The sequence below is a fragment of the Actinoplanes sp. NPDC051470 genome (assembly GCF_040682035.1).
GTDB lineage: Bacteria > Actinomycetota > Actinomycetes > Mycobacteriales > Micromonosporaceae > Actinoplanes.
The window spans coordinates 104,681-123,200 of sequence record NZ_JBFBAA010000019.1; the positions used below are offsets into that span (position 1 = coordinate 104,681).

Annotated in this window: 16 protein-coding genes; 9 read left to right on the forward strand and 7 right to left on the reverse strand. The window is 67.0% G+C overall.

The features are described 5' to 3' along the window. The first annotated feature begins 15 nt into the window (after window positions 1–15). Complete coding sequence (locus tag AB0M54_RS29850; RefSeq protein ID WP_364474923.1) at window positions 16–405, forward strand: helix-turn-helix domain-containing protein; 390 nt, start codon at window positions 16–18, stop codon at window positions 403–405. Window positions 406–476: 71 nt separating this feature from the next. On the opposite strand, the gene AB0M54_RS29855 is transcribed toward AB0M54_RS29850, so the two are convergent. After that, window positions 477–1,436: a trypsin-like serine protease gene (locus tag AB0M54_RS29855; protein WP_364474925.1), complete on the reverse strand. Its 960-nt coding sequence runs from the start codon at window positions 1,434–1,436 to the stop codon at window positions 477–479. Between the two features lie 663 nt (window positions 1,437–2,099). Between AB0M54_RS29855 and AB0M54_RS29860 the strand changes: the two genes are divergently transcribed. After that, the gene (locus tag AB0M54_RS29860; RefSeq protein WP_364474926.1) at window positions 2,100–2,837 is read left to right on the forward strand and encodes a tetratricopeptide repeat protein; all 738 of its coding nucleotides are present in this window, start codon (window positions 2,100–2,102) and stop codon (window positions 2,835–2,837) included. A 163-nt stretch (window positions 2,838–3,000) separates the two neighbouring features. Here the strand turns inward: AB0M54_RS29860 and AB0M54_RS29865 are convergent, their stop codons facing one another. The 3 genes from AB0M54_RS29865 to AB0M54_RS29875 form a co-directional block, all read right to left on the reverse strand. Further along, window positions 3,001–3,186: a hypothetical protein gene (locus AB0M54_RS29865; protein WP_364324062.1), complete on the reverse strand. Its 186-nt coding sequence runs from the start codon at window positions 3,184–3,186 to the stop codon at window positions 3,001–3,003. An 18-nt stretch (window positions 3,187–3,204) separates the two neighbouring features. Further along, complete coding sequence (locus tag AB0M54_RS29870; protein WP_364324060.1) at window positions 3,205–3,828, reverse strand: LemA family protein; 624 nt, start codon at window positions 3,826–3,828, stop codon at window positions 3,205–3,207. A 238-nt stretch (window positions 3,829–4,066) separates the two neighbouring features. Then, the gene (locus tag AB0M54_RS29875; protein ID WP_364474928.1) at window positions 4,067–5,053 is read right to left on the reverse strand and encodes a helix-turn-helix domain-containing protein; all 987 of its coding nucleotides are present in this window, start codon (window positions 5,051–5,053) and stop codon (window positions 4,067–4,069) included. A gap of 72 nt (window positions 5,054–5,125) precedes the next feature. On the opposite strand from AB0M54_RS29875, the gene AB0M54_RS29880 reads away from it, so the two are divergent. Beyond that, a complete protein-coding gene (locus tag AB0M54_RS29880) occupies window positions 5,126–5,617 on the forward strand; it encodes a heme-binding protein (protein ID WP_364474930.1) in 492 nt (163 codons plus the stop codon). Between the two features lie 16 nt (window positions 5,618–5,633). Here AB0M54_RS29880 and AB0M54_RS29885 read toward each other — a convergent pair whose 3' ends face one another. Beyond that, on the reverse strand, window positions 5,634–6,287 hold the full coding sequence (locus tag AB0M54_RS29885; protein ID WP_364324054.1) for a LuxR C-terminal-related transcriptional regulator: 654 nt from the start codon (window positions 6,285–6,287) through the stop codon (window positions 5,634–5,636). A gap of 181 nt (window positions 6,288–6,468) precedes the next feature. Between AB0M54_RS29885 and AB0M54_RS29890 the strand changes: the two genes are divergently transcribed. From AB0M54_RS29890 to AB0M54_RS29910, 5 genes are all read left to right on the forward strand, one after another. Beyond that, window positions 6,469–9,051, forward strand: a complete 2,583-nt coding sequence (locus tag AB0M54_RS29890) for an AAA family ATPase (protein ID WP_364474932.1) — start codon at window positions 6,469–6,471, stop codon at window positions 9,049–9,051. Window positions 9,052–9,377: 326 nt separating this feature from the next. Further along, complete coding sequence (locus AB0M54_RS29895) at window positions 9,378–10,004, forward strand: hypothetical protein (protein WP_364474934.1); 627 nt, start codon at window positions 9,378–9,380, stop codon at window positions 10,002–10,004. Window positions 10,005–10,029: 25 nt separating this feature from the next. After that, window positions 10,030–11,532 (forward strand): protein kinase, encoded by a 1,503-nt coding sequence (locus tag AB0M54_RS29900; protein ID WP_364474936.1) that lies wholly within the window; start codon window positions 10,030–10,032, stop codon window positions 11,530–11,532. A 393-nt stretch (window positions 11,533–11,925) separates the two neighbouring features. After that, complete coding sequence (locus AB0M54_RS29905; protein WP_364474938.1) at window positions 11,926–12,483, forward strand: emopamil-binding family protein; 558 nt, start codon at window positions 11,926–11,928, stop codon at window positions 12,481–12,483. 241 nt (window positions 12,484–12,724) lie between these two features. After that, window positions 12,725–13,702: an alpha/beta fold hydrolase gene (locus AB0M54_RS29910; RefSeq protein ID WP_364474940.1), complete on the forward strand. Its 978-nt coding sequence runs from the start codon at window positions 12,725–12,727 to the stop codon at window positions 13,700–13,702. A gap of 183 nt (window positions 13,703–13,885) precedes the next feature. Here AB0M54_RS29910 and AB0M54_RS29915 read toward each other — a convergent pair whose 3' ends face one another. Continuing rightward, entirely contained in the window at window positions 13,886–15,682 is a 1,797-nt protein-coding gene (locus AB0M54_RS29915) for a GMC oxidoreductase (protein ID WP_364474942.1), read from the reverse strand. Between the two features lie 193 nt (window positions 15,683–15,875). Continuing rightward, window positions 15,876–16,226: a thiamine pyrophosphate-dependent enzyme gene (locus AB0M54_RS29920; protein WP_364474944.1), complete on the reverse strand. Its 351-nt coding sequence runs from the start codon at window positions 16,224–16,226 to the stop codon at window positions 15,876–15,878. 414 nt (window positions 16,227–16,640) lie between these two features. On the opposite strand from AB0M54_RS29920, the gene AB0M54_RS29925 reads away from it, so the two are divergent. Further along, the gene (locus AB0M54_RS29925) at window positions 16,641–18,434 is read left to right on the forward strand and encodes a hypothetical protein (protein WP_364474946.1); all 1,794 of its coding nucleotides are present in this window, start codon (window positions 16,641–16,643) and stop codon (window positions 18,432–18,434) included. Window positions 18,435–18,520: the final 86 nt, after the last annotated feature.

Below are 18,520 nucleotides of genomic sequence, written 5' to 3' on the forward strand. Positions count from 1 at the left end.
GCCGCCCGTACCGCCTTGATCGAGCTCACCAGAGCGCTTGTGCGCGGCGCCGCCGACCCCCAGCTGACCTCGCCGATCGTGCTGGCGGCGAAGGCACTGATCGAGCAACGGCTCACCGAACCCGGGCCGGACCCGGCGTCGCTCGCCCGGGAACTGCACGTCTCGGTCCGAACACTCCAACGCGCGTTCGCCGCGGAACGGACGTCGCTGACGGCGTACGTCCGGGATCGTCGCCTTGAGCTGGCCCGGCGGGCGCTGTCATCGCCGACTCGACCCAACAGCGTTTCGGAAGTCGCGTCGCGGTGGCAGTTCGCCGACGGCAGCCACTTCAGCCGCGCCTTCAAACAACGGTACGGGATAACGCCCGCAGCCTTCGCCCGTTCTCAGGCGGAGAGCCGACGATGAGCGACGGCAGTCTCCTGAGTGGGCGCTGCCGGGTAGTGGGCCCTGCTGGCGTTCTGCGGGTCCGTCAGCGATCAGCCACCGGTGAGCTGACCCAGGAAAGGCAGCTCATCCTTCGTGACCCGCCGTTGGCCGTGCGCCTGATTGCTCCTGAGGGGGCGCTGCGGGGCGCGTCCGGTGGCGGTGGAGGTGATGCGGTCGAGGGGGCAGGAGGCGGCAGTCGCCAGCCAGGTGCGGTAGTACGGGAGGCTGGTCGCGACGACGGGGGCGCCGCACGGGTCGTCGTCGTTCGTTGCCCGTGAAACCAGTGCCTGCCACACCCACCACCGTCCGGTGCCGGCCGCGCGGTGGCGGGCCGGGGTAAGCACCGGGCCGCCGGCATCTCCGAGGCAGGTGCCGACGGAGATGCAAATGTCACCCTCGCCGATCGTCGGGTCTGCGGTGGCACAGGAAGCGGCGGGCAGCTGCACGATGTCGCGCTGGCGCAGCATCGCCGGCAGCCGGTCGGGCTCGTCGGCCGGCGGCGGGAATTCGGTGAGTCCCCATCCGATGGCCCGCAGCGAAGTGCCGGGCTCTGATCCGGCAGCCGGGGGCAGCTTCATCAGCGGCTGGTTGATCGGGTGATCAACGGTGACCAACGCGATGTCCGCCACCGGCTTGCCGGGACCGGAAGTGCCCCACGTCCAGTCGGGGTGCAGCTGGACACGGGTGCCTCGGGCAGTTTCCCCGCCGCTGGTGCGGTCGTTGGTACCGGCCCGGACCATAATTCGTGACGGGTCCACCGCGACCGGGTCGGGAATCACCTGGTTGTCGGACACGCAATGCGCGTCGACCACCACGTGCCACGCGTCGTACAGGCCGGCACCGCAGTTCACGGTGGGGTCGTCCGGGTAGTCGACCGTGAGGTGCACCATGCCGTCGTAGCGTTGGGTGGCTTCGTGCCCGTCAATGATTGCTGTGGCCGGTGAGGCCGACACGGTGAGCGCGACGACCGAAGCCCCGAGGGCTGCGGCCGCTCTTACGAGGAGATTCATCAAGTTTCCGTCCTTGCCGGCCCGGCACCGGATTCGCCGGGAGATCTAGAGGCAGCTGCGACTGAGGCTTGGCACGTTCAGACGGAAGGTGGAACACAATGGCCCATCGAAGCTGCACTGATGGCGGCGATTCGGCCTCAACAGTGAGCGATGTTGAGCAAGTCTGAGAAGTTAAACGATCAAACAGGCACTTTTCGTCGCGTACCAGTACTAGATCGGCTGGTTGCTTCGACGTTCGCCGAGAGGATGAGCTCCGCTGAGTCAGATTGGATAGATCAAGAAATCCTGCGGTCCGCCCGGCGTCTTTCGGAATTGCTGTCCGAACACAGTCTGAAGTCACATCGGAGGAGGACCGCACGTCGGCCATCGCGAGATCGTGACGGTAACGCCGTACCGCAGGACATTCCGTTCCGATGGTGACGGCAGGTCTGCCCGTCGGTGTGAACCTCGACCAGCTGGAACACCGTGAGTCGACCCGTTCGGTCGAACGCCCGGCGACGCGGCAGCAGGTCCGCGTGTCCCGGCAGACCGGCAGCATCGTCGTCCCGAAAATGTCGGCGCTCGTCCTGTGGGGCGTTTTTCGCTGCGTCTCCGGGCAGGTGACGGGGCCGGAGCTTCCTCGCTGTTCTTGGATGGTGCGAGGCCGACCGGCGGAGGTTGCGGATGAACTACATCGAGGATGCACAGGCCGCGTTCCGGGCCGGGCGGACCGAGCTCGCGGCGCGGTGGAGCCGGGCGGGGCTCGATCGGGCCCGTGCGGACGCGGACGTGCCGGCCGAGATCGGCGCGCTGTGCATGCTCGCCCGGCTCGCCCTGCGTGAGCGGCAATTCAGCGACGCGTGGCGGCGGGCGGACGAGGCCCGTGCGCTGGCCGCCGGACTGCCGGACAGAGGTGCCGAGCAGATGCCGCTGCACATCGAGGCGGCCACGGCGCGGATGTCCGGAGACCTCGCCTACGCTCGCACCCTCTACCGCCAGAGCATCGCGCTCGGCCGGGAGACCGGCAACGCACGCATGGTCGCGACCGAGCACCTCAATCTCGGGTACGTCGAGCTGCACAGCGGTGACGTCGAGTCCGCACGCGAGCTGTTCGCGCAGGCACAGGCCCAGGCCCTCGAGATGGGGTACGAGCAGATCCTGCCCGACCTGGCCCTGGGCGCGGCGGTTCTCAGCGCCACCGACGGCGAGCCCGGCCGGGCGGCCCGTCTGCTGGGCGCGGCCGACGCCGGGTACGCCGCTCTCGGCCGTATCCCGGACCCCGACGATGACGACGAACGCGAAGGTCTGCTCAGCGAGCTCCGCCGCACCTTGGAGCGCGACGACCTCGACGCTGCTCTCGGCGCCGGCGCCGGCGCCGGTATCCAGCGGGCGCTGACCGAATGGGGTCAGAGGGCCGGTTGAGGCTTGCCGCTATCGGCGCGTGGACGGCGCCGTAGACGCCAAATGCCTTCGCGCGTTCGCCTGCGTCGGCGAAGGCGACCACCAACAGCGAGAGGGCGGCGAGCGCGCATACGTTCCCGGGCCGGTCCAGTCTCGAGTTCAACGGCCCGGACCGGCCTCGATCTCACGCAGCTGGTCGCCGGTGGCGGCGGTGCTGGATCACCAGCGCGACGACGGTGCCGATGAGGAGAACGCCGATGCCGCTGCTGAGCGCGGGCCGGCTGACAGCCAGCGCGACCATGAGGACAAACCCCCACAGCACGAGCGCGAGCAGCGCGAAGACGACCTCGACGATGCCGGTGAAGTTCATCGGTGCGCGCTTTCCCGCTCAGAAGCGGACCTGCACGGGCCCCCGTTCGCTTTCCGCCGCGTGGAAGAAGTCGCGGGTGCCGAATCCCGCGACCGTGGCGACGATCGAGGCCGGCATGGTCTGCACGGCGTTGTTGTACGACTCGGTGGCGCTGTTGAAGAACTGCCGCGCATAGGCGATCTTGTCCTCGGTCGCCGCGAGTTCGCTCTGCAAGCGGGCGAAATTGTGGTTTGCCTTGAGGTCGGGGTAATTTTCGGCGAGCGCGAAGAGCCGGCCGAGCATGTGGGTCAGCTCGCCCTCGGCCTGAGCGCGGTCCCGCATCGGTGCGCCCTGAGCGGCTCCGACGGCCAACCCCCGGGCGGCCACCACGGCGTCGAGCGTTCCTCGTTCGTGAGATGCGTACCCCTGGACCGTGGCAACCAGGTTCGGAATCAAGTCGTACCGGCGCCTGAGCTGCACGTCGATCTGACCCCAGGACGCGTCCACCTGGTTCCGGGATCGTACGAACCTGTTGAAAACCGCCACCGCCCACCCGGTGACGAGCAGCGCCAGGAGCAACGCCACGCCACAGACCGCTGTGAAAACACTTCCCATCGACACAACGAAGGACTGTATGACTTCGCCGCGCGCCGAAAAGGCCACAAAGGTGACCTTCTACCGCCCACCGATCGGACGCGCACCATTGGCTGCACCTCTGGACGGCGCCGCCGAGAATCCACGCCGCTCTCCCCCGACGTCGTCAACAACCGCCGCCATCAATCCATCACCGCGATCCGCCACTCCTGGTGACTTCCAGCCTCGCGCCTTCAGTAAGGGTTGCCGGTTGCGGGAACTGGCCTGGGCTCAGGTGGTGGACCCGCAGAGCGTGGAGGATCTACCCCTAACAGAGTGAAGCGGAATAGGCCTCTCGGTACGCCTTGGGCGTCAGCCCGATGTGTCGATGGAGATGTCGGCGCAGCGCGACGGCGTCGACGAAGCCGGCGGCATTGGCGATCTGGCTGACCGTGAGATCGGTGGATTCGAGCAACTGCCGGGCACGATCGATGCGCTGCCGGGTCAGCCAGCGCTGCGGGCTCTGACCGACCTCCCTCCGGAAATGCCGGGTGAAACTCCGGGTACTCATCCTGGCGTGCCGGGCCAGGTCAGGGAGTGTCAGAGGTTCGGCCAGCCGCTCGAGCGACCACTCCCTGGTCGGAGCCGTGGACCGGCCGACGTCGACCGGAACGGGCTGGTGGATGAACTGTGCCTGGCCGCCTTCCCGCCAAGGTGCCACGACGCACCGACGTGCCGTCTCGTTTGCCACCTGGGCGCCGAAGTCGCGACGTATCAGGTGCAGGCACAGATCGATGCCCGCGGCTGCACCAGCTAAGGTCAGTACTCGGCCGTTGTCCACGAACAGCACGCTGGGATCCACATCAACCTGTGGAAATCGTCGCGCGAACTCGTCGCTGATGCCCCAATGCGTGGTCGCGCTCAGCCGGTCGAGCAGCCCGGCCGCCGCGAGCACGAACGCAGAGGTACACAAGCTGACGATCCGGGTCGTAGTCGGCAGATTGGCAACCGCATCAGCCAACGCAGGCGCGAGACCACCAGGGTGCGGTAGTTCACCGGTGTGATCCTGGGTCGCGATGATGACCGTGTCAGCTCGCATCAGCTCGGTTTCGTCGTGCGCGACGATGACGGTGAAGTCGTGGCATGTGCGTACCGGGCGACCACCGAGAGAACAGGTCGACACGTCGTACAACGGCTCGCCGTGCGAATCCGTGGCCTGTCCCAGGACCTGGGCCGGAATCCCGAGGTCGAACGGCTTGACCCCATCCAGCGCGAGAACAACAGCGCGGTGACGCTCGGGCTTGATGTGGCTCATGGCCCGAATGTAACCAAGTTTGGCTCCCACGATGAGGTCGCGAGCCGGTTACCGATCACTAGATTTGCGATCATGACAGGCACCGCTGACACGACAGGCACTACTGACTCGGCCAACCGTTCGTACCGGACTGCGTCGATCACCCTTCGTGCGGCCTCGGATCTTCTCGAGGCCGCACGCGAAGCCGGAGTCGCGCTGGGCTTCGAGCCGGCCACCGCGATCGTGGACCCGGGCGGAAATCTGGTCGCGTTCGAGAGAGGCGACCGCACACCGTTCCTGGCCGGTCCCATCGCCATCGACAAGGCTTGGACCGCTGTGTCCTATCAGGTCTCATCGAGCTACTGGAACGGCTACGTACAGGATCCGTCGGTGAGTCCTCTGCAGAACCTGCCGCGGGTCATGCCGGTCGGCGGTGGCTATGCGATCCGCGAAGGAAATCTGGTGATCGCCGCCATCGGCATCTCAGGCGGAACCCTCGAACAGGACGAACGCGCCGCGCTGGCCGCGATCGAAAAGCTTGGACTGACGCCCACCGACACGACCGCTTCCACGAAAGATCGATGAGTGAGCCTTCGGAATCTCAGAGGAGGCCTGCTCGGATGGCGAACGCGACGGCATGGACCCGGTTACGCAGGGAGAAGCGTTGCATGACGCACCAGAGAATGTACTTCGCCGTACGCTGCGAAATGTCCATGACCTTGGCGATCTGAGCAGTGTCGAGACCCGCGGCGAGGTGGCCGAGCAGGACGATCTCGCGTTCTGACAGCTCCGGCCGGGGCCGGCCGGCCGCACCGACGTCACGCAACCGGCAGAATTGCCGGGTGAGATCGGCTGACAACGTCGCATTGTTCCGGGGAGTCGTGCCGGCCGCCTGCTGGACGGCGGACAGCAGGCGGCCACGGGAAGCGTCGGAAGGATGAAGGACGGAGACCACACCGGCTTCCATCGCCGCTTGCACCCCGACTTCGGCCGCCTCGTCCATCACCGCGACCGTCACCGTGCCGTGCTCGTGGTGCGCCAGCCTGAGTGTTGGGATCGTCTCGCGGAACCGGCCTTGCAAGTCCGCGACGATCACGTCGCTTCGCCGTCCCGCGACGAATTGCTGGAGCGCGAAGTCGGGTGATGCACGAAGCGCTTCCACGACTCCAGCTTCCCGCAGCGGCTCGCGCGCCATTATCGCCACCCTGATCGGCTCGGCGTGAACCGCGTTCGCGCAATACTTGACCGCCGACATTGCGTATCCCTTTCGGGCCCAAGGAAAGCACATGAACGAATCGCAATTGCAGATTACGGACACGCCGGGTTGCCGGTCATGAGTGACGAATACCCAAATTTGGTCGCTTCCCGAGGGTCACTACCTACGCTCGCCCGGCTGAGCAGCCGGCCCGCCGGAGACACCATGCGAGGATGCGACGGTGACTGAGCCGCTGGAGCGTGAGACACCCATCGGTGACCTGGCCAGGATGGTGCAGGAGGCGGCCGCGGGCGGCGGGTGCGTCGCCGTGGTTCACGGCGAGGCAGGGATCGGAAAGTCGAGCGTGATCACCGCGGGCCGGCACCGCTGGAGCGATGACGTCCGGGTTCTTGTGGGGTACTGCGACGACCTGGCCATCCCCCGGCCTCTCGGGCCGCTGCGGGATCTGGCTCCTCACCTCGGTCCCGGATTGGCGGCGGCCCTGTTCGCCGAGGACCGGGAGAGCGTTTTCGGTGCGTTGCGCGGGGAGTTCATCGGTGGTCGGGCCACTGTGCTGGCCGTCGAGGATCTGCAGTGGGCTGACGAGGCCACCCTCGACGTGCTGCACTTCCTGGTCCGTCGCATCGCCGACCTGCCGCTCGCCCTGATATTGACCTATCGCGACGAGGGAGTGGCCGCCAACCATCGGATGCGGCGCCTGCTGGGAACCGTGGCCAGTTCGGAACGGGTACGGCACATCGCGTTGCAACCGTTAACGGCGGCAGGCGTGCGCCGGCTCAGCGCGGGAACCGGCGTCGACGCCGACTGGCTGTACAGCGTCACCGCGGGTAACCCGTTCTTCGTCACCGAGGTGATCCGGTACGGCCCGGACACCGGCGACACCCCGCCCACCGTGGTCGACGCGGTACTGGCACGTACCCACCATCTCGGCGCCGAGGCGCGCGCCGCCCTGGAGCAACTCGCGATGATCCCGTCCACGATCGAGCTTCCGGTGGTCACCGCCCTGGTCGGCGAGGCGATCAACGAACTTCCGGCGGCGGAACGGCTCGGACTGATCACATCGACCCCGCAGCATGTCTCGTTCCGGCACGAGCTGACCCGCCGGGCACTCGCGGACTCCCTCACGCCGGGCCGGCAGATCGAACTCGAGCGCCGAGCGCTCGCCGTCCTGGCCGCCCGGCCGGGCACGGACCCGTCGCGGCTGGTCCACCACGCCATGCGGGCCGGAGACGCCAACGCGGTAGTCCGTCACGGTACGACGGCCGCCCGGGACGCCAGCCGGACCGGCGCACACCGTGAGGCGGTCTCGCACTACCGATCCGTGCTGGCCCACCGCGACCGGCTCTCAGCAACCGATCTCGCGGAAGTGCTGGAGGAATACGCGGTCGAGTGCCAGACGACGGCCGACTTCATCGGCGCGACCCGGACGCTGAAGGAGGCAGTCGGTCTGCGACGACAGGGGACAGACCGGAGCGCGCTGGGGGAAGCTCTTCGCCGGCTGTCCTCCGCGCTGACCTTTGACGAAGACCATCTGTCAGCCGAATCGGCGGCGCAGGAGGCGGTCGACGTCCTGAGCGGAACCGGTGATACGCGCCTGCTCGCCCTGGCGCACAGCAACCGCGCAATGCTGCACCTACGCGCTTCCGAATACCCGCAGGCTCTCGACTGGGCGGAACGGGCAACGGCCCACGCCCGGGCATCGGACGACCCGGCGGTGCTGTCCACCGCACTCAACCACCTCGGAACCGCACAGTGGTCGCTCGGCGAACCGCACATCGGTCACGACACCCTTTTGAACTCCCTTCGAATCGCCGCGGCAGCCGACGTATCCGCCGAGGTATGCCGCGCTCACATCAACCTTGCCTGGACGCTGCTCGACAATCTGCGCCTGGACGAGGCCGAGACGCACATCCAGGCGGCGACCGGGGTGGCAGAGGCGACCGAACAGTTCAGCTCCATCGGGTTCGTGCAGCCGCACCAGGCACTCCTGGCCTTCTACCGCGGTCACTGGGACGAGATGGATCGGGTGGCCGAAGCGAACCCTGAGGTGAGACCGCCGATGTCGCAGTGGGTGATCTCCGTCGTCCGCGGCCACGCCGCGATCCGCCGCGGCCGCCCCGAAGACGAGGCACTGCCACCCTCGATCTCCGAATTCGGGCAGGTGAGAGATCTGCCCCGGGTTGGTCTGCTCGCTTCGGCCCGCGCCGAGGCGGCCTGGCTGCGCGGCGACCGGGATGCGGTACGCCGGCACGCCGAGCCGGTGTACGAGTGGGCCCGTCGCCTCCGGCATCCTCGGTGGGAACACGAACTCGGCCATTGGCTCACCCGGGCCGGCTGTCCGGTCGAGCCCACCCCCGGCCCGTACGAGCTGCAGGACCAGGGGCGCCACGCCGAGGGGGCCGCCGGGTGGGTGGCCGCGGGAATGCCGTACGAACAGGCTGCCGCCCTGGCGCAGAGCGAAGATCCGGAACTCTGGATCGCCGCGCTACCCCTCCTGGACCGCCTCGGGGCGCTGCCCTTGGGCCGGGCCGTACGCCGTCGGCTTCGCCGCCAGGGCATCCGAGCTTCACGCGGACCGGGCCGGGCAACCCGCGACAACCCCGCCGGTCTCACCCAGCGGCAGATCGAAATCGCGCGGATGGTCAGTCACGGGTGGAGCAATGCCCGGATCGCGGACGCACTGGCCCTGTCGGTGCGCACGATCGACAACCACGTAGCGGCCGTGATGGCCAAACTCGACGTCAAAACCCGACACGACGTGCATGACCGGCTGTTACAGCTGTCAATCACAACAGAGCTGTGAATGGGTCGCTCAGTCGTCGCCGCCGAACGGGGCGTCCTGCAGTTCGTCCGCGCGTAGCGCCGGTCACGAAGACCTGCACCTCAGCATGAACGACGTAGTGGCCGTCACGCCCTCACGATCCCGCAGGCTCTCGATGAGATCGAATGATCGAAGGGGCAGCGATTTCGGCGCGTATGAACACTGCCCCATGCACTCGGCTCGCCCGATAGGTCGATATGCCCGTACGCACACCCCCAAGGTGCCCGTTTCGACACCGGCATGGTCACCGGCCGAGGATTCCGCAACAGTTGCTCCCGTCCATAACGGCGAACATGGGGAGATGAGCCGTGCCTCGGAAGCACTCTCGCCGGGTCGTCGCCGGTCTCACCCTGGCCGCGCTCCTGCCCGCGGGGCAGGGTTGCGGAACGGCCGCGCCGCTCGAGGCTCCGGGCTCCCCGGCACCATCCGCTGCCACGGCACCGTCCGCCGCGTCGCCGAGCCCGTCCCCGACAGCGGCGCCAGATCCGAAACTGGCCGCGATCCTGGCGGGGAAGCGAAAGATCATCATCCACCTCATCCCGGCCGATCGTGACCTCAGCGCCACCTACGAAGGACCGATCGCCACCGGCGACGGCACCGACGACGGCGCCCTCTTCCGGATCCTGCCCGCCAAGAACGGCCGGTATCTGGTGGAGGCGCTGCGAGCGCGCGAAGAGGGCGGCCGGTGGTGCGCGGCAGTACAGACCGAGGACAACCTGACGACCCTGACCACCGTCGAATGTCAAGAGGCCGCCGAGACCACCTTCACGATCGAGGCCACCGGCGCCGTCGACGACAAGAAGCGGCCCGCTCACCGGATCGTCAACGACGACTACGGCACGGTGCGATGGAAACCGGCCGGCCAGGTGCTCTTCCTCGACAAGGCCGGCGACTCCCCCGCCACCTTCAGCTTCGTCGACCGCGGCGCGGCCTGAACCGGCCGCCCGCTACCGTACCGACATGGTCCTGCCCCTGCGACCCGGTGAGCCGGCCCGGCTCGGCCGGTACGAGATCCTCGGCCGGCTGGGACAGGGCGGCATGGGCACGGTGTTCCTGGCCCGCGACAGCTACGAACGCCTGGTCGCAGTCAAGATGATGCGGCCGGAACTCTCCCACGACGAGGAGTTCCGCGGCCGGTTCCGCAGCGAGCTCAACCGGATCCGGCAGGTGCCACCGTTCTCCACCGCCGCGGTTCTGGACGCCGATCCGGAACATGACCCTCCGTACCTGGTCATGGAATTTGTCGACGGCCCGAGCCTGTCCGCGGTGGTCCGCGACGACGGGGTCCTGACCGGCTCCGAACTGCACGGGCTGGCGGTCGGCATCGCCACCGCACTGTCCGCCATCCACGGCGCCGGCGTCATCCACCGCGACCTGAAGCCCGGCAACGTCCTGCTGGCCCGAGGCGGGCTGAAGGTCATCGACTTCGGCATCGCCCGCGCGTTCGAGGCCACCAGCCAGCACACCCGTACCGACCACATGGTCGGAACGGTCGCCTACATGGCGCCCGAACGCTTCGACCCGGCCGACGGCCGTCCGGTGACGCCGGCCGCGGACGTCTTCGCCTGGGGCGCGGTGGTGACCTATGCAGCCACCGGCAGCACCCCGTTCGAGGCCGGCTCGGCACCCGCCACCGCCATGCGCATCCTGACCCAGCCACCACGGCTCGACGGGTTGCCCGACCCACTGCGCGGTGTCGTGGCGGCAGCTCTGGCCAAGCAACCGGAGGACCGCCCGTCCGCCCGCGAGCTGCTCGCGCAGCTGGTCCCGGGCGAAATCCCGCCGGACGATCAGGTGGCACCGGCCCGGCCCGGGCACCGTACCCGGCGCCGGACCGGGCTGATCGTCGCCGCCGCCGGCACCGCCGTTGCGATCCTGGCGGGCTCGGCCGTCGGCCTGAGCCTCCGGTCGAAGGACAAGCCGGTGGCCACCGCGCCGTCCCCGCGCCCATCAGCGGCCGCGCGCCCATCGCCGGCCCCGTCCTCCGCGGATCCGTACGCATCACTTCCGGGCGGCGGCCGCCGCACTCAGATCCACGTCGCGGAGATCGACCGCAACCTCTCCCTGGATCGACATTGGTACGAGGTGACGGCGTCGGACGGCACTGGCGTGGACACCCTCTTCGTGCTCGAGCCCGCCGGCGTGGACTTCGTCATCCGGTCGCTCCGCAGCGAGGGTCACTTCCAGGACGCGCCCACCTGCCTGGGCGTGAAACTGGTCCCGGGTGAGGGAAGCTGGTTGCAAGCCGCCGACTGCCGGCGGTCGAAGGCCACCCTGTTCTCGGTGACCGCCACCGGCCGCACCGACGATCAGGGCCGTCCGACGTTCTACATCTCCAACGAGGCGTACGGACAAGTGCTGTGGGACGCCAAGACGAAGAAGGCGAACGTCGATCAGATCGGCGAGGTCGATCCGACCACCAGTTTCAGTTTCGTCGATCGCGGTCCGCTCCAGCAGCGCTGATCAGGCCCCGGCTGTACGCTGCCGATCCCCGGCGAGAACCGGTCACATCCAGAGAAGGACGATCGCGGCGCCCAAGACGATGTTGACCGCCGACCACGGGAGACGGCCGGTCGGGCCGGTCATTCGGCCCGTGTGGACAGAGACGTTCCGACGGTCACCTTCGTACACAACAATCTCGGGTGTTGGTCGGGCTACGGCCGAGATCGGCTCATCGGAAACGGCAGGGGCACCGTGGCAGACGATTTTCGATCTTTGTGGGAGACCGCAAGGGCCGCCATAGGCTGGTTCTTCACATGTCGCCCGCGTCGATGACATTTCCGAACGTCGCCGGCTGGTCCGGCAGACACCGTGTGATTCCACGATCGTAGCCAGAGGTTCCGATGGAGGGCGGCGATGGCCGGTAAAACCGAAACGGTGCCGTTGCGCAAGCGGCTCATCGACGCCCTGTTCGTCGCGTTCTTCGCGGTCAACACGGTCGTCGTCACCTACACCATCGATATCGAGCAACTGGTCATCGGCGACCCGGCCCACTTCTCCTATCCCTTCTGGCCACCGCCGCCGGTGGTCGACTTCATCCACTGGTACGGGCGGTCCTTCGACCCGCTGCTGATGGCACGGCCGGCGTTCTGGCAGATGACCATCTGGATCGACGTTTTGTTGTTCGGCCCCTTCTACCTCGCCGGCATCTACGCCTTCGCGCGATCGCGCGCCTGGATCCGGATTCCCGCCCTCGCCTGGTCCGGCATGATGGCCGCCAATGTGCTGATCATCCTGATGGAGGAGCGCTACGGCGTCAGCGCCAGCCCGAACTTCGGCGTCATGCTCGCGGCCTACCTGCCATGGTTGCTGGCGGCGGTTGCGATGATCCTGCGCATGCGCGGGCCCGAAGCCTTTCCACCCCGCGGCCGACGCGATCAGCCCTCCTCAACGTCGGCACGCATCCGTCAATAGGCGCTCATCGGAAGGTCCGCCCGGCGCAGGTATCGGTGCGCCTTTGATCGATTCGCTCGCGTGCACACATGGATATGCCGGCTCTGTGCGACATCGTTCACACGGGAAGCACATAGAAGCCGTTAGGACACGAGAAGTTGACGATGCGGCCGCCTCTGAAGTTTGATAAATCTGGATTGTACGGAAGTTCGTTTTTACGAGGCGTTCCGAGTGGAGGCATGCGCCAATGAGTGGGGCAACAATGACCGGGGAGGTACGTCGACGCTCGGCGGGGCGGCGTTTCGCGCTCGTCATCCGCGGTCTCATCGCGCTCCTTCTGGTGCTGGTCGTCACGATCTACGTCTGGCCGCTCGGGACCTCCCAGTTGCAAGCAGCTCCGGCCAGAGAATTCGGCTTTCCGACAGCCGCCAACCAGGCTGAAGAAGCCGTCAAGGCCGACACCGAAAATCCTTCCGTTCGTCCTGAATGCCGTAGTGCGCTCCTGTCCCACGGTCGGAGAAGCGCCAAAGCAGTTGTCCTCCTCCATGGCTACACCGCTTGCCCATCGCAGTTCACCCAGCTCGCTCGACTCTATTTCCGGATGGGCTACAACGTTTGGGTACCCCGCGCACCGGACCACGGTTTGCTCGACACGTCGGCGCATGCAAGGGTCAGGGCCACTCAATTGGTGACTTATGCCAACGACGCGATGAACGTGGCCGACGGCCTGGGCGACGAGGTCGGGGTCGTCGGCATCTCCGGCGGCGCTGTACTTGCGACATGGCTGGCGGCCCACCGGCCCGACGCGGTGCAGCGTATTTTGCTGCTGTCCCCGTTCTATGTACCTAGCCGTGGCCGGGCGCCCTCGGCGGCGGTCAAGCCGCTCATCGTGCTGTACGGTTTCCGGATTCTCCCCGACCATGTCGACGGCCACGGCTTCTCCTTCGCGGCTCTGTCGCAATATCTCCGCATCGCCCGCAGCAACAGCGAGATCAAGAGCTCCAACGGGCGCCTGAAGAGCGTGGCGGTAGTGACTTCCGCGAACGACAATTACATCGATCGGGACAGGGCAGTCGACGTCGCTCGCCATCTCGCCGATACAAACCATCTCACCCTTGCCGACCACGAACTGCCCGCGGCTCTCGGCATCGGGCACGACGTCGTCGATCCTCCGGATATCAAGGGCCACGTCGAAGAACTCGACAACCTGTATTTCAGGCTCTACGAGGGGACCCGCTGAGACTGTCGCTGCCGCCGCTCGCGGTGGTAGCCGCCGGGCATCGCGAGTGGAGCCCGGAGCGGCATCTCGCGCATCGGCGGCCGGCCATGCCTGCCACTGCGCCCGCTCCTACCAAGCCCGGCCCGGCTCGCGCTCAGACCCATGATCGACGTCCGGTGAACGTTGCCGCCAAGGCGACGCACGTCATGAACCCGGCATCTCCTCGCTCAAGCTCACGCTCGTCGTCGGCTCATCCGCGGGTGTCTTCGGCGGGTGCGGGGCGGCGGGGCGCGAGCGCGGCGCAGCCGACAACGCGAAGTCGCACATGCGGTCGGCCAGTGCGGCAATGGTGAGTGCCGGGTTCGGACCGACCGCCCCGGGCAGCGCCGCGCCGTCGGCGATGTACAGGCCGGGAAAGCCGAAGACCTCACCGCGGCTGTCGACGACCCCCTCTTCGACGTGTCGTCCCATCGGCGCACCTCCGACCGGGTGCACGGTGATCAGTTCTTGAACCAACCGGAGCGGATTGGGCCGGAAGGTACCTCCGAGCGCGTCCGCGACGTCACGCATGGTGGACTCGACGCTCGCGAAGAAGCCCTCCGAAGTGCCGGTGATCCAGTCGGCGGTGAGCCGGTCACGTTCGACGCGCAGTACGCCGTCCGGGATGTCGCGTCCCATTCCCAGCAATGGCAAGGAGCCGTCTGACAGTTCGTTGCCGCCGAGGAAGGCGCCAAGCTCCGCACCCAGCGTCCGGCCCGGAGTGCGGCTGAACCGTGCGCGGGCACGGGCGACCGCGATCATCACGGCACGACGCAGGTATCCCGGCCACTGGCTGGACTCCGTCAGCCAGTCGGCGAAGGCGGGATAGCCAGCGTCCTGAACGTAGTAGCCGCGACCCGAAGTGCCGCGACGGCTTGGGGCGTCGACCTCATCCGGAACCCGGATCGCCGACGTGATCACCGGTCCCTGCGATCCGCGCAGCGGACGGTGCGACCCGTCCGGCGTCCGTGCCCGTGACACGAAGCCGAGCATGTCACCGTTGCCGCTGAAGCGGCTACCCAGGGCTCGGCTGAGTCCGCCGAACCGCTCGCGGTTGCGCAGTAGCAGCCAAGTGGTGCCGAGCGTGCCGGCGGCCATTATCAGACGATCGCAGCTGATGACCCGCTCGGGCAACCGGGCGGTGTCGCGTGGCTCACCCAGGCCGGGATCTTCGTGGATCACGTAACGGACCTCGTATCCACCGCCGTGGCGGGGCGCGACTCCTCGCACCTCGTGGCGCACCCGCAGATCGGCGCCCTTGTGCTGGGCCGCCGAGAGATAGGTGTGATCCAGCGAATTCTTGGCGCCCTCGCTACAGCCGATGTTGCATTCGCCGCAGAGCCTGCAGGTAACGCGGGGTACGCCGTGCAGATTGCCGTAACTGGGCTCGCGGATCACCCGTCCGGGTGCCGGCAGCTCATCGGCCGAGGGCGCAAAACTCACCGCCAGTGGCGGCAGCTGCCACTCCAGCTTCAGATCGGCGGCCGCGCTGGCCATCGCCACGGTCTTCGGCGTGCTGTCGTACGGCGGGTGGGCAAACGGGTAGGGTCGCGCCATCATCGTGCGCTCGACCCGGTCGTAGTGCGGATCGAGGTCGGCCCGGGTCACCGGCCAGTCCTCGTACCCGCCTCCGGGGATCGGCTGATCACGGACGAACCATCGCTCGTCCTTGCGCAGCAGCACGTTCGCGTAGATCAGCGAGCCACCGCCGAGCCCGCTTGCGACGATCGCGTCGATGCCCCGGAACGACCAGACGTCGAGCATGCCGTGCAGACCACCACTCGGATCCCAGACGGCCCGTGCCATCTCGGCCGGGGTGCGTGGGAACGAGCCGGGCGGGTAGGTCCGGCCACGTTCGAGCACCACCACCTGCCGGCCCGCCTCGGCAAAGCGGTAGGCCGCTACCGAGCCACCGAAACCCGAACCCACCACGACGACAGCGGCATGTTCATCGGCTGCCACGATTGTTGCTCCTCTGCGGACGGCGCGGACGTAGGTGTATGCGAGAGATGCGCCTGAATGAAGTGGCATCGTGTTCTTGTGGATTGACGCGTTCGCTCCACTAAAAAGTCCTTAATGGACTCCGCGGCGCCCGCCGGAATTACTGTAACTTCGCCGTCGGCGCGATCTTGGCGCTCTGGACTGTCGGGCAGGACTATGTGCCTGTCCGGCCTGACCCGCCCGGCGAGCATGAGGTGGCCCTCAGGCCAGCACGGCCTCGATGAGATGAGGTCCGGGGCTCGGCCACTGCCGCGGCGAACTGCTGCCGCAGCTCACCCACCGTCCGGGCGCGGCTCGCCGGGACGCCCATGCCCATGCTGAGTGCGACGAAGTCCAGATCGGGCGGTGACAGGTCGAGCATCCTCCGGGCAGCGCAAGCCTCCTGATCCGCGCCGACCCGGTCGAGTTCGGCGCGGAGGATCGCGTACGACCGGTTGTTCAAGATGACGACGGTGACGTCGAGGTTCTCCCGCGGGTTCACCGCCCAGGCAGCGATGAAACTCACCCGGCGAGCAACGCGTCGAGCTAAGGGGTGGGGCGTGAGCAGGGGCGCCCGCGAGTAGGCCGATCACGCCGCCCCGGCGTATTCCTCTGTCGCGGAGGCGACACTTTCCATGGGAAGTATCTACGCATCGGACTGCGAACTCTCCCGGTTGACCCCTCCGTTTGCCGAACAGGCATCTCGCCGTATGCGTAAGGGCGATCGATCAACCGGGCAGGATGGGTTGTTCGTCGGTGCAACCCGGAACCGGTAATGCGCGTTGAGCCGCTAGCGTGGCCCCCGGTCTGCATCGGAAAGACCCGCGAAATCAATGCGGAAAGGCCATATCACACGCATCGGGCGTTGAGGGAATTCCCTTCATAGCATCGCGTTCTGAGAGGGATAAATGTCATTCGTATCGTTCAGGAAAGTCCAGTAATGGGCGCTCTCCGCGGGGTTGCCGAAACAGCGAGCATCGGCGAAGCCTGGCCGAAATCGCCGGAAGCAGCACCATGGCTTCCGCCCTCTGAACTGGTCGCGAGGGACGAAGAACTACTGACGGAGCTCCACGAGAAACTGAGTGGCGGCTCCATCGGCGATCATCAAGGTTATCGCAATGACGAGCTGGCCGCCCGTGCGCAGCCCAGCTACACCTTGAGCCAGCTTCGCGACCTGGAACGTCTTCTCAAGGAGCGCGGTACACACTCCATCGCGGTGCCGTACGGCATGATCAATGTTGACGAAGAGGCACGTCGCATCCCGTTCGTACCGGCCACGGAGACCCGGGCGGCGCACGGGGACATGTCAGAAAAGGTCTATCTGCGCGACCACATCCAGACGGCATGGGCGTTCATGGAACTCCACCAGCATGACCCCGAGCGCTACTCACCCGAAGGGGCGATGGGTCGCAACCTGCTACTGAGCGCGTTCCACATGCTTTCGACGAACAGGCAGCTGGAAAGACAGCAGGACGTCATCCGTCTTCGTGGTGCGGCCACACAACTGCAACACCCCCACATCACCCTCGAGATCGCTGACCTGAACAGCGAGAAGGACCTCAATTGGCGCCATCGCCAGGACACCCAGGCCATGATGGCGCATCTGTCGTTCCAGGCACTTGGCAGCGGCTTCATATCGGACGATGATCTCAGTGACCGTCACCGGCGCATGCTGGCCGACTTCGTGCCGTACCTGGACGCTTGTGGTTACCCGTACAACGACCACAACAGCGGATCGTGGGAAGAGAACGCGGTGCCGAAGCGCACTTCCGTGACGGCGGTGCAGGTGGCCGCCCTCCATGCGCTGCTTTCGCTCGTCACCGGCGACTCCGCGAAGCGATTCACCTATCTCGAGAGCGGCTGGCAGGCGCACATGTCCGGCGGCGAGAACACCGACTTCGTGGCGACGCTGGACGCGATGATTCATCGCGGCGCCGCCGTCGTGGGCCGTCAGCTACCTTTCGAGACCCCTGACGAAGAGGTCGAGAGCATTCGATACCGAGAGCTGGATGCGACGCTCGTCTACCTTCTCAGATACAACACACCGGATATTCTTGCCAGCCGCCGGACTCCGATCGGGAAGCAGGGCAACGTCTGCACCGAACAAGAGATCGTGGACATCATTGTCGATCGTTTGTCCACTCTGGTTGATCCGGTGACCGGAGGCATGAAGCGGTACCAACGCGACTCCTACGAACGAGTCAACTTTCACACGAACGCCACCCAGTGGTTGATCAAGCGGATCAAGCGCCACGTCCAGGAGAAGAGTGACGCCAGCGGCCGCCCCGTGGACCTCGAAGAGAAGCAGCGGCTCCGGGACGCACTCGTACCCTCCGGGCGCGAGGCCATGTGGACGCTTCCAGTGAACCAGCTTCTTGCCGCACACGCGCACCGCACTTTGCGGCTACTTCGCGAACAGGGCGTCGCCGCCGCGGAGGCGTCGCTCGAGACGACCTTCTCGGTCCTCAACCAGACTCTGGGCCTCATCACTGGGCACGACGAGTATCACATCGAGCTTCAACCGGACGGCTCGACGGCCGTGGCCCAAACTCCCGCGTACCGGTTTCCCGAATCTTTCAACACCGTCGACGGCCGCCACGGTCAACGGATCATCGCCTCTCCGCACACGCCCCTTCACTGGAGCGTCGCCATGCACCGCGAAGGTCTCGGAATTCTGGCCAAGGCGGTCGAGCAGATTGATCTCCATCGAGCCGGTCCGCCCGTCCAGGGGTGACGAACGCCCAGAGTTCCAGCACCACACGGTGGTCGCGGGAGCCGACCCTCTCGGCCGCCTGGGCAACCCGCAAGCGGTGGGCGTCG

Bases quoted from the DNA above. Each gene is read 5' to 3' on its own strand.
- AB0M54_RS29900 (WP_364474936.1), top strand. From the start codon at position 10,030: ATGGTCCTGCCCCTGCGACCCGGTGAGCCGGCCCGGCTCGGCCGGTAC.
- AB0M54_RS29885 (WP_364324054.1), bottom strand. From the start codon at position 6,287: ATGTCGGCGGTCAAGTATTGCGCGAACGCGGTTCACGCCGAGCCGATC.
- AB0M54_RS29875 (WP_364474928.1), bottom strand. From the start codon at position 5,053: ATGAGCCACATCAAGCCCGAGCGTCACCGCGCTGTTGTTCTCGCGCTG.
- AB0M54_RS29910 (WP_364474940.1), top strand. From the start codon at position 12,725: ATGACCGGGGAGGTACGTCGACGCTCGGCGGGGCGGCGTTTCGCGCTC.
- AB0M54_RS29905 (WP_364474938.1), top strand. From the start codon at position 11,926: ATGGCCGGTAAAACCGAAACGGTGCCGTTGCGCAAGCGGCTCATCGAC.
- AB0M54_RS29925 (WP_364474946.1), top strand. From the start codon at position 16,641: ATGGGCGCTCTCCGCGGGGTTGCCGAAACAGCGAGCATCGGCGAAGCC.
- AB0M54_RS29880 (WP_364474930.1), top strand. From the start codon at position 5,126: ATGACAGGCACCGCTGACACGACAGGCACTACTGACTCGGCCAACCGT.
- AB0M54_RS29860 (WP_364474926.1), top strand. From the start codon at position 2,100: ATGAACTACATCGAGGATGCACAGGCCGCGTTCCGGGCCGGGCGGACC.
- AB0M54_RS29855 (WP_364474925.1), bottom strand. From the start codon at position 1,436: ATGAATCTCCTCGTAAGAGCGGCCGCAGCCCTCGGGGCTTCGGTCGTC.
- AB0M54_RS29865 (WP_364324062.1), bottom strand. From the start codon at position 3,186: ATGAACTTCACCGGCATCGTCGAGGTCGTCTTCGCGCTGCTCGCGCTC.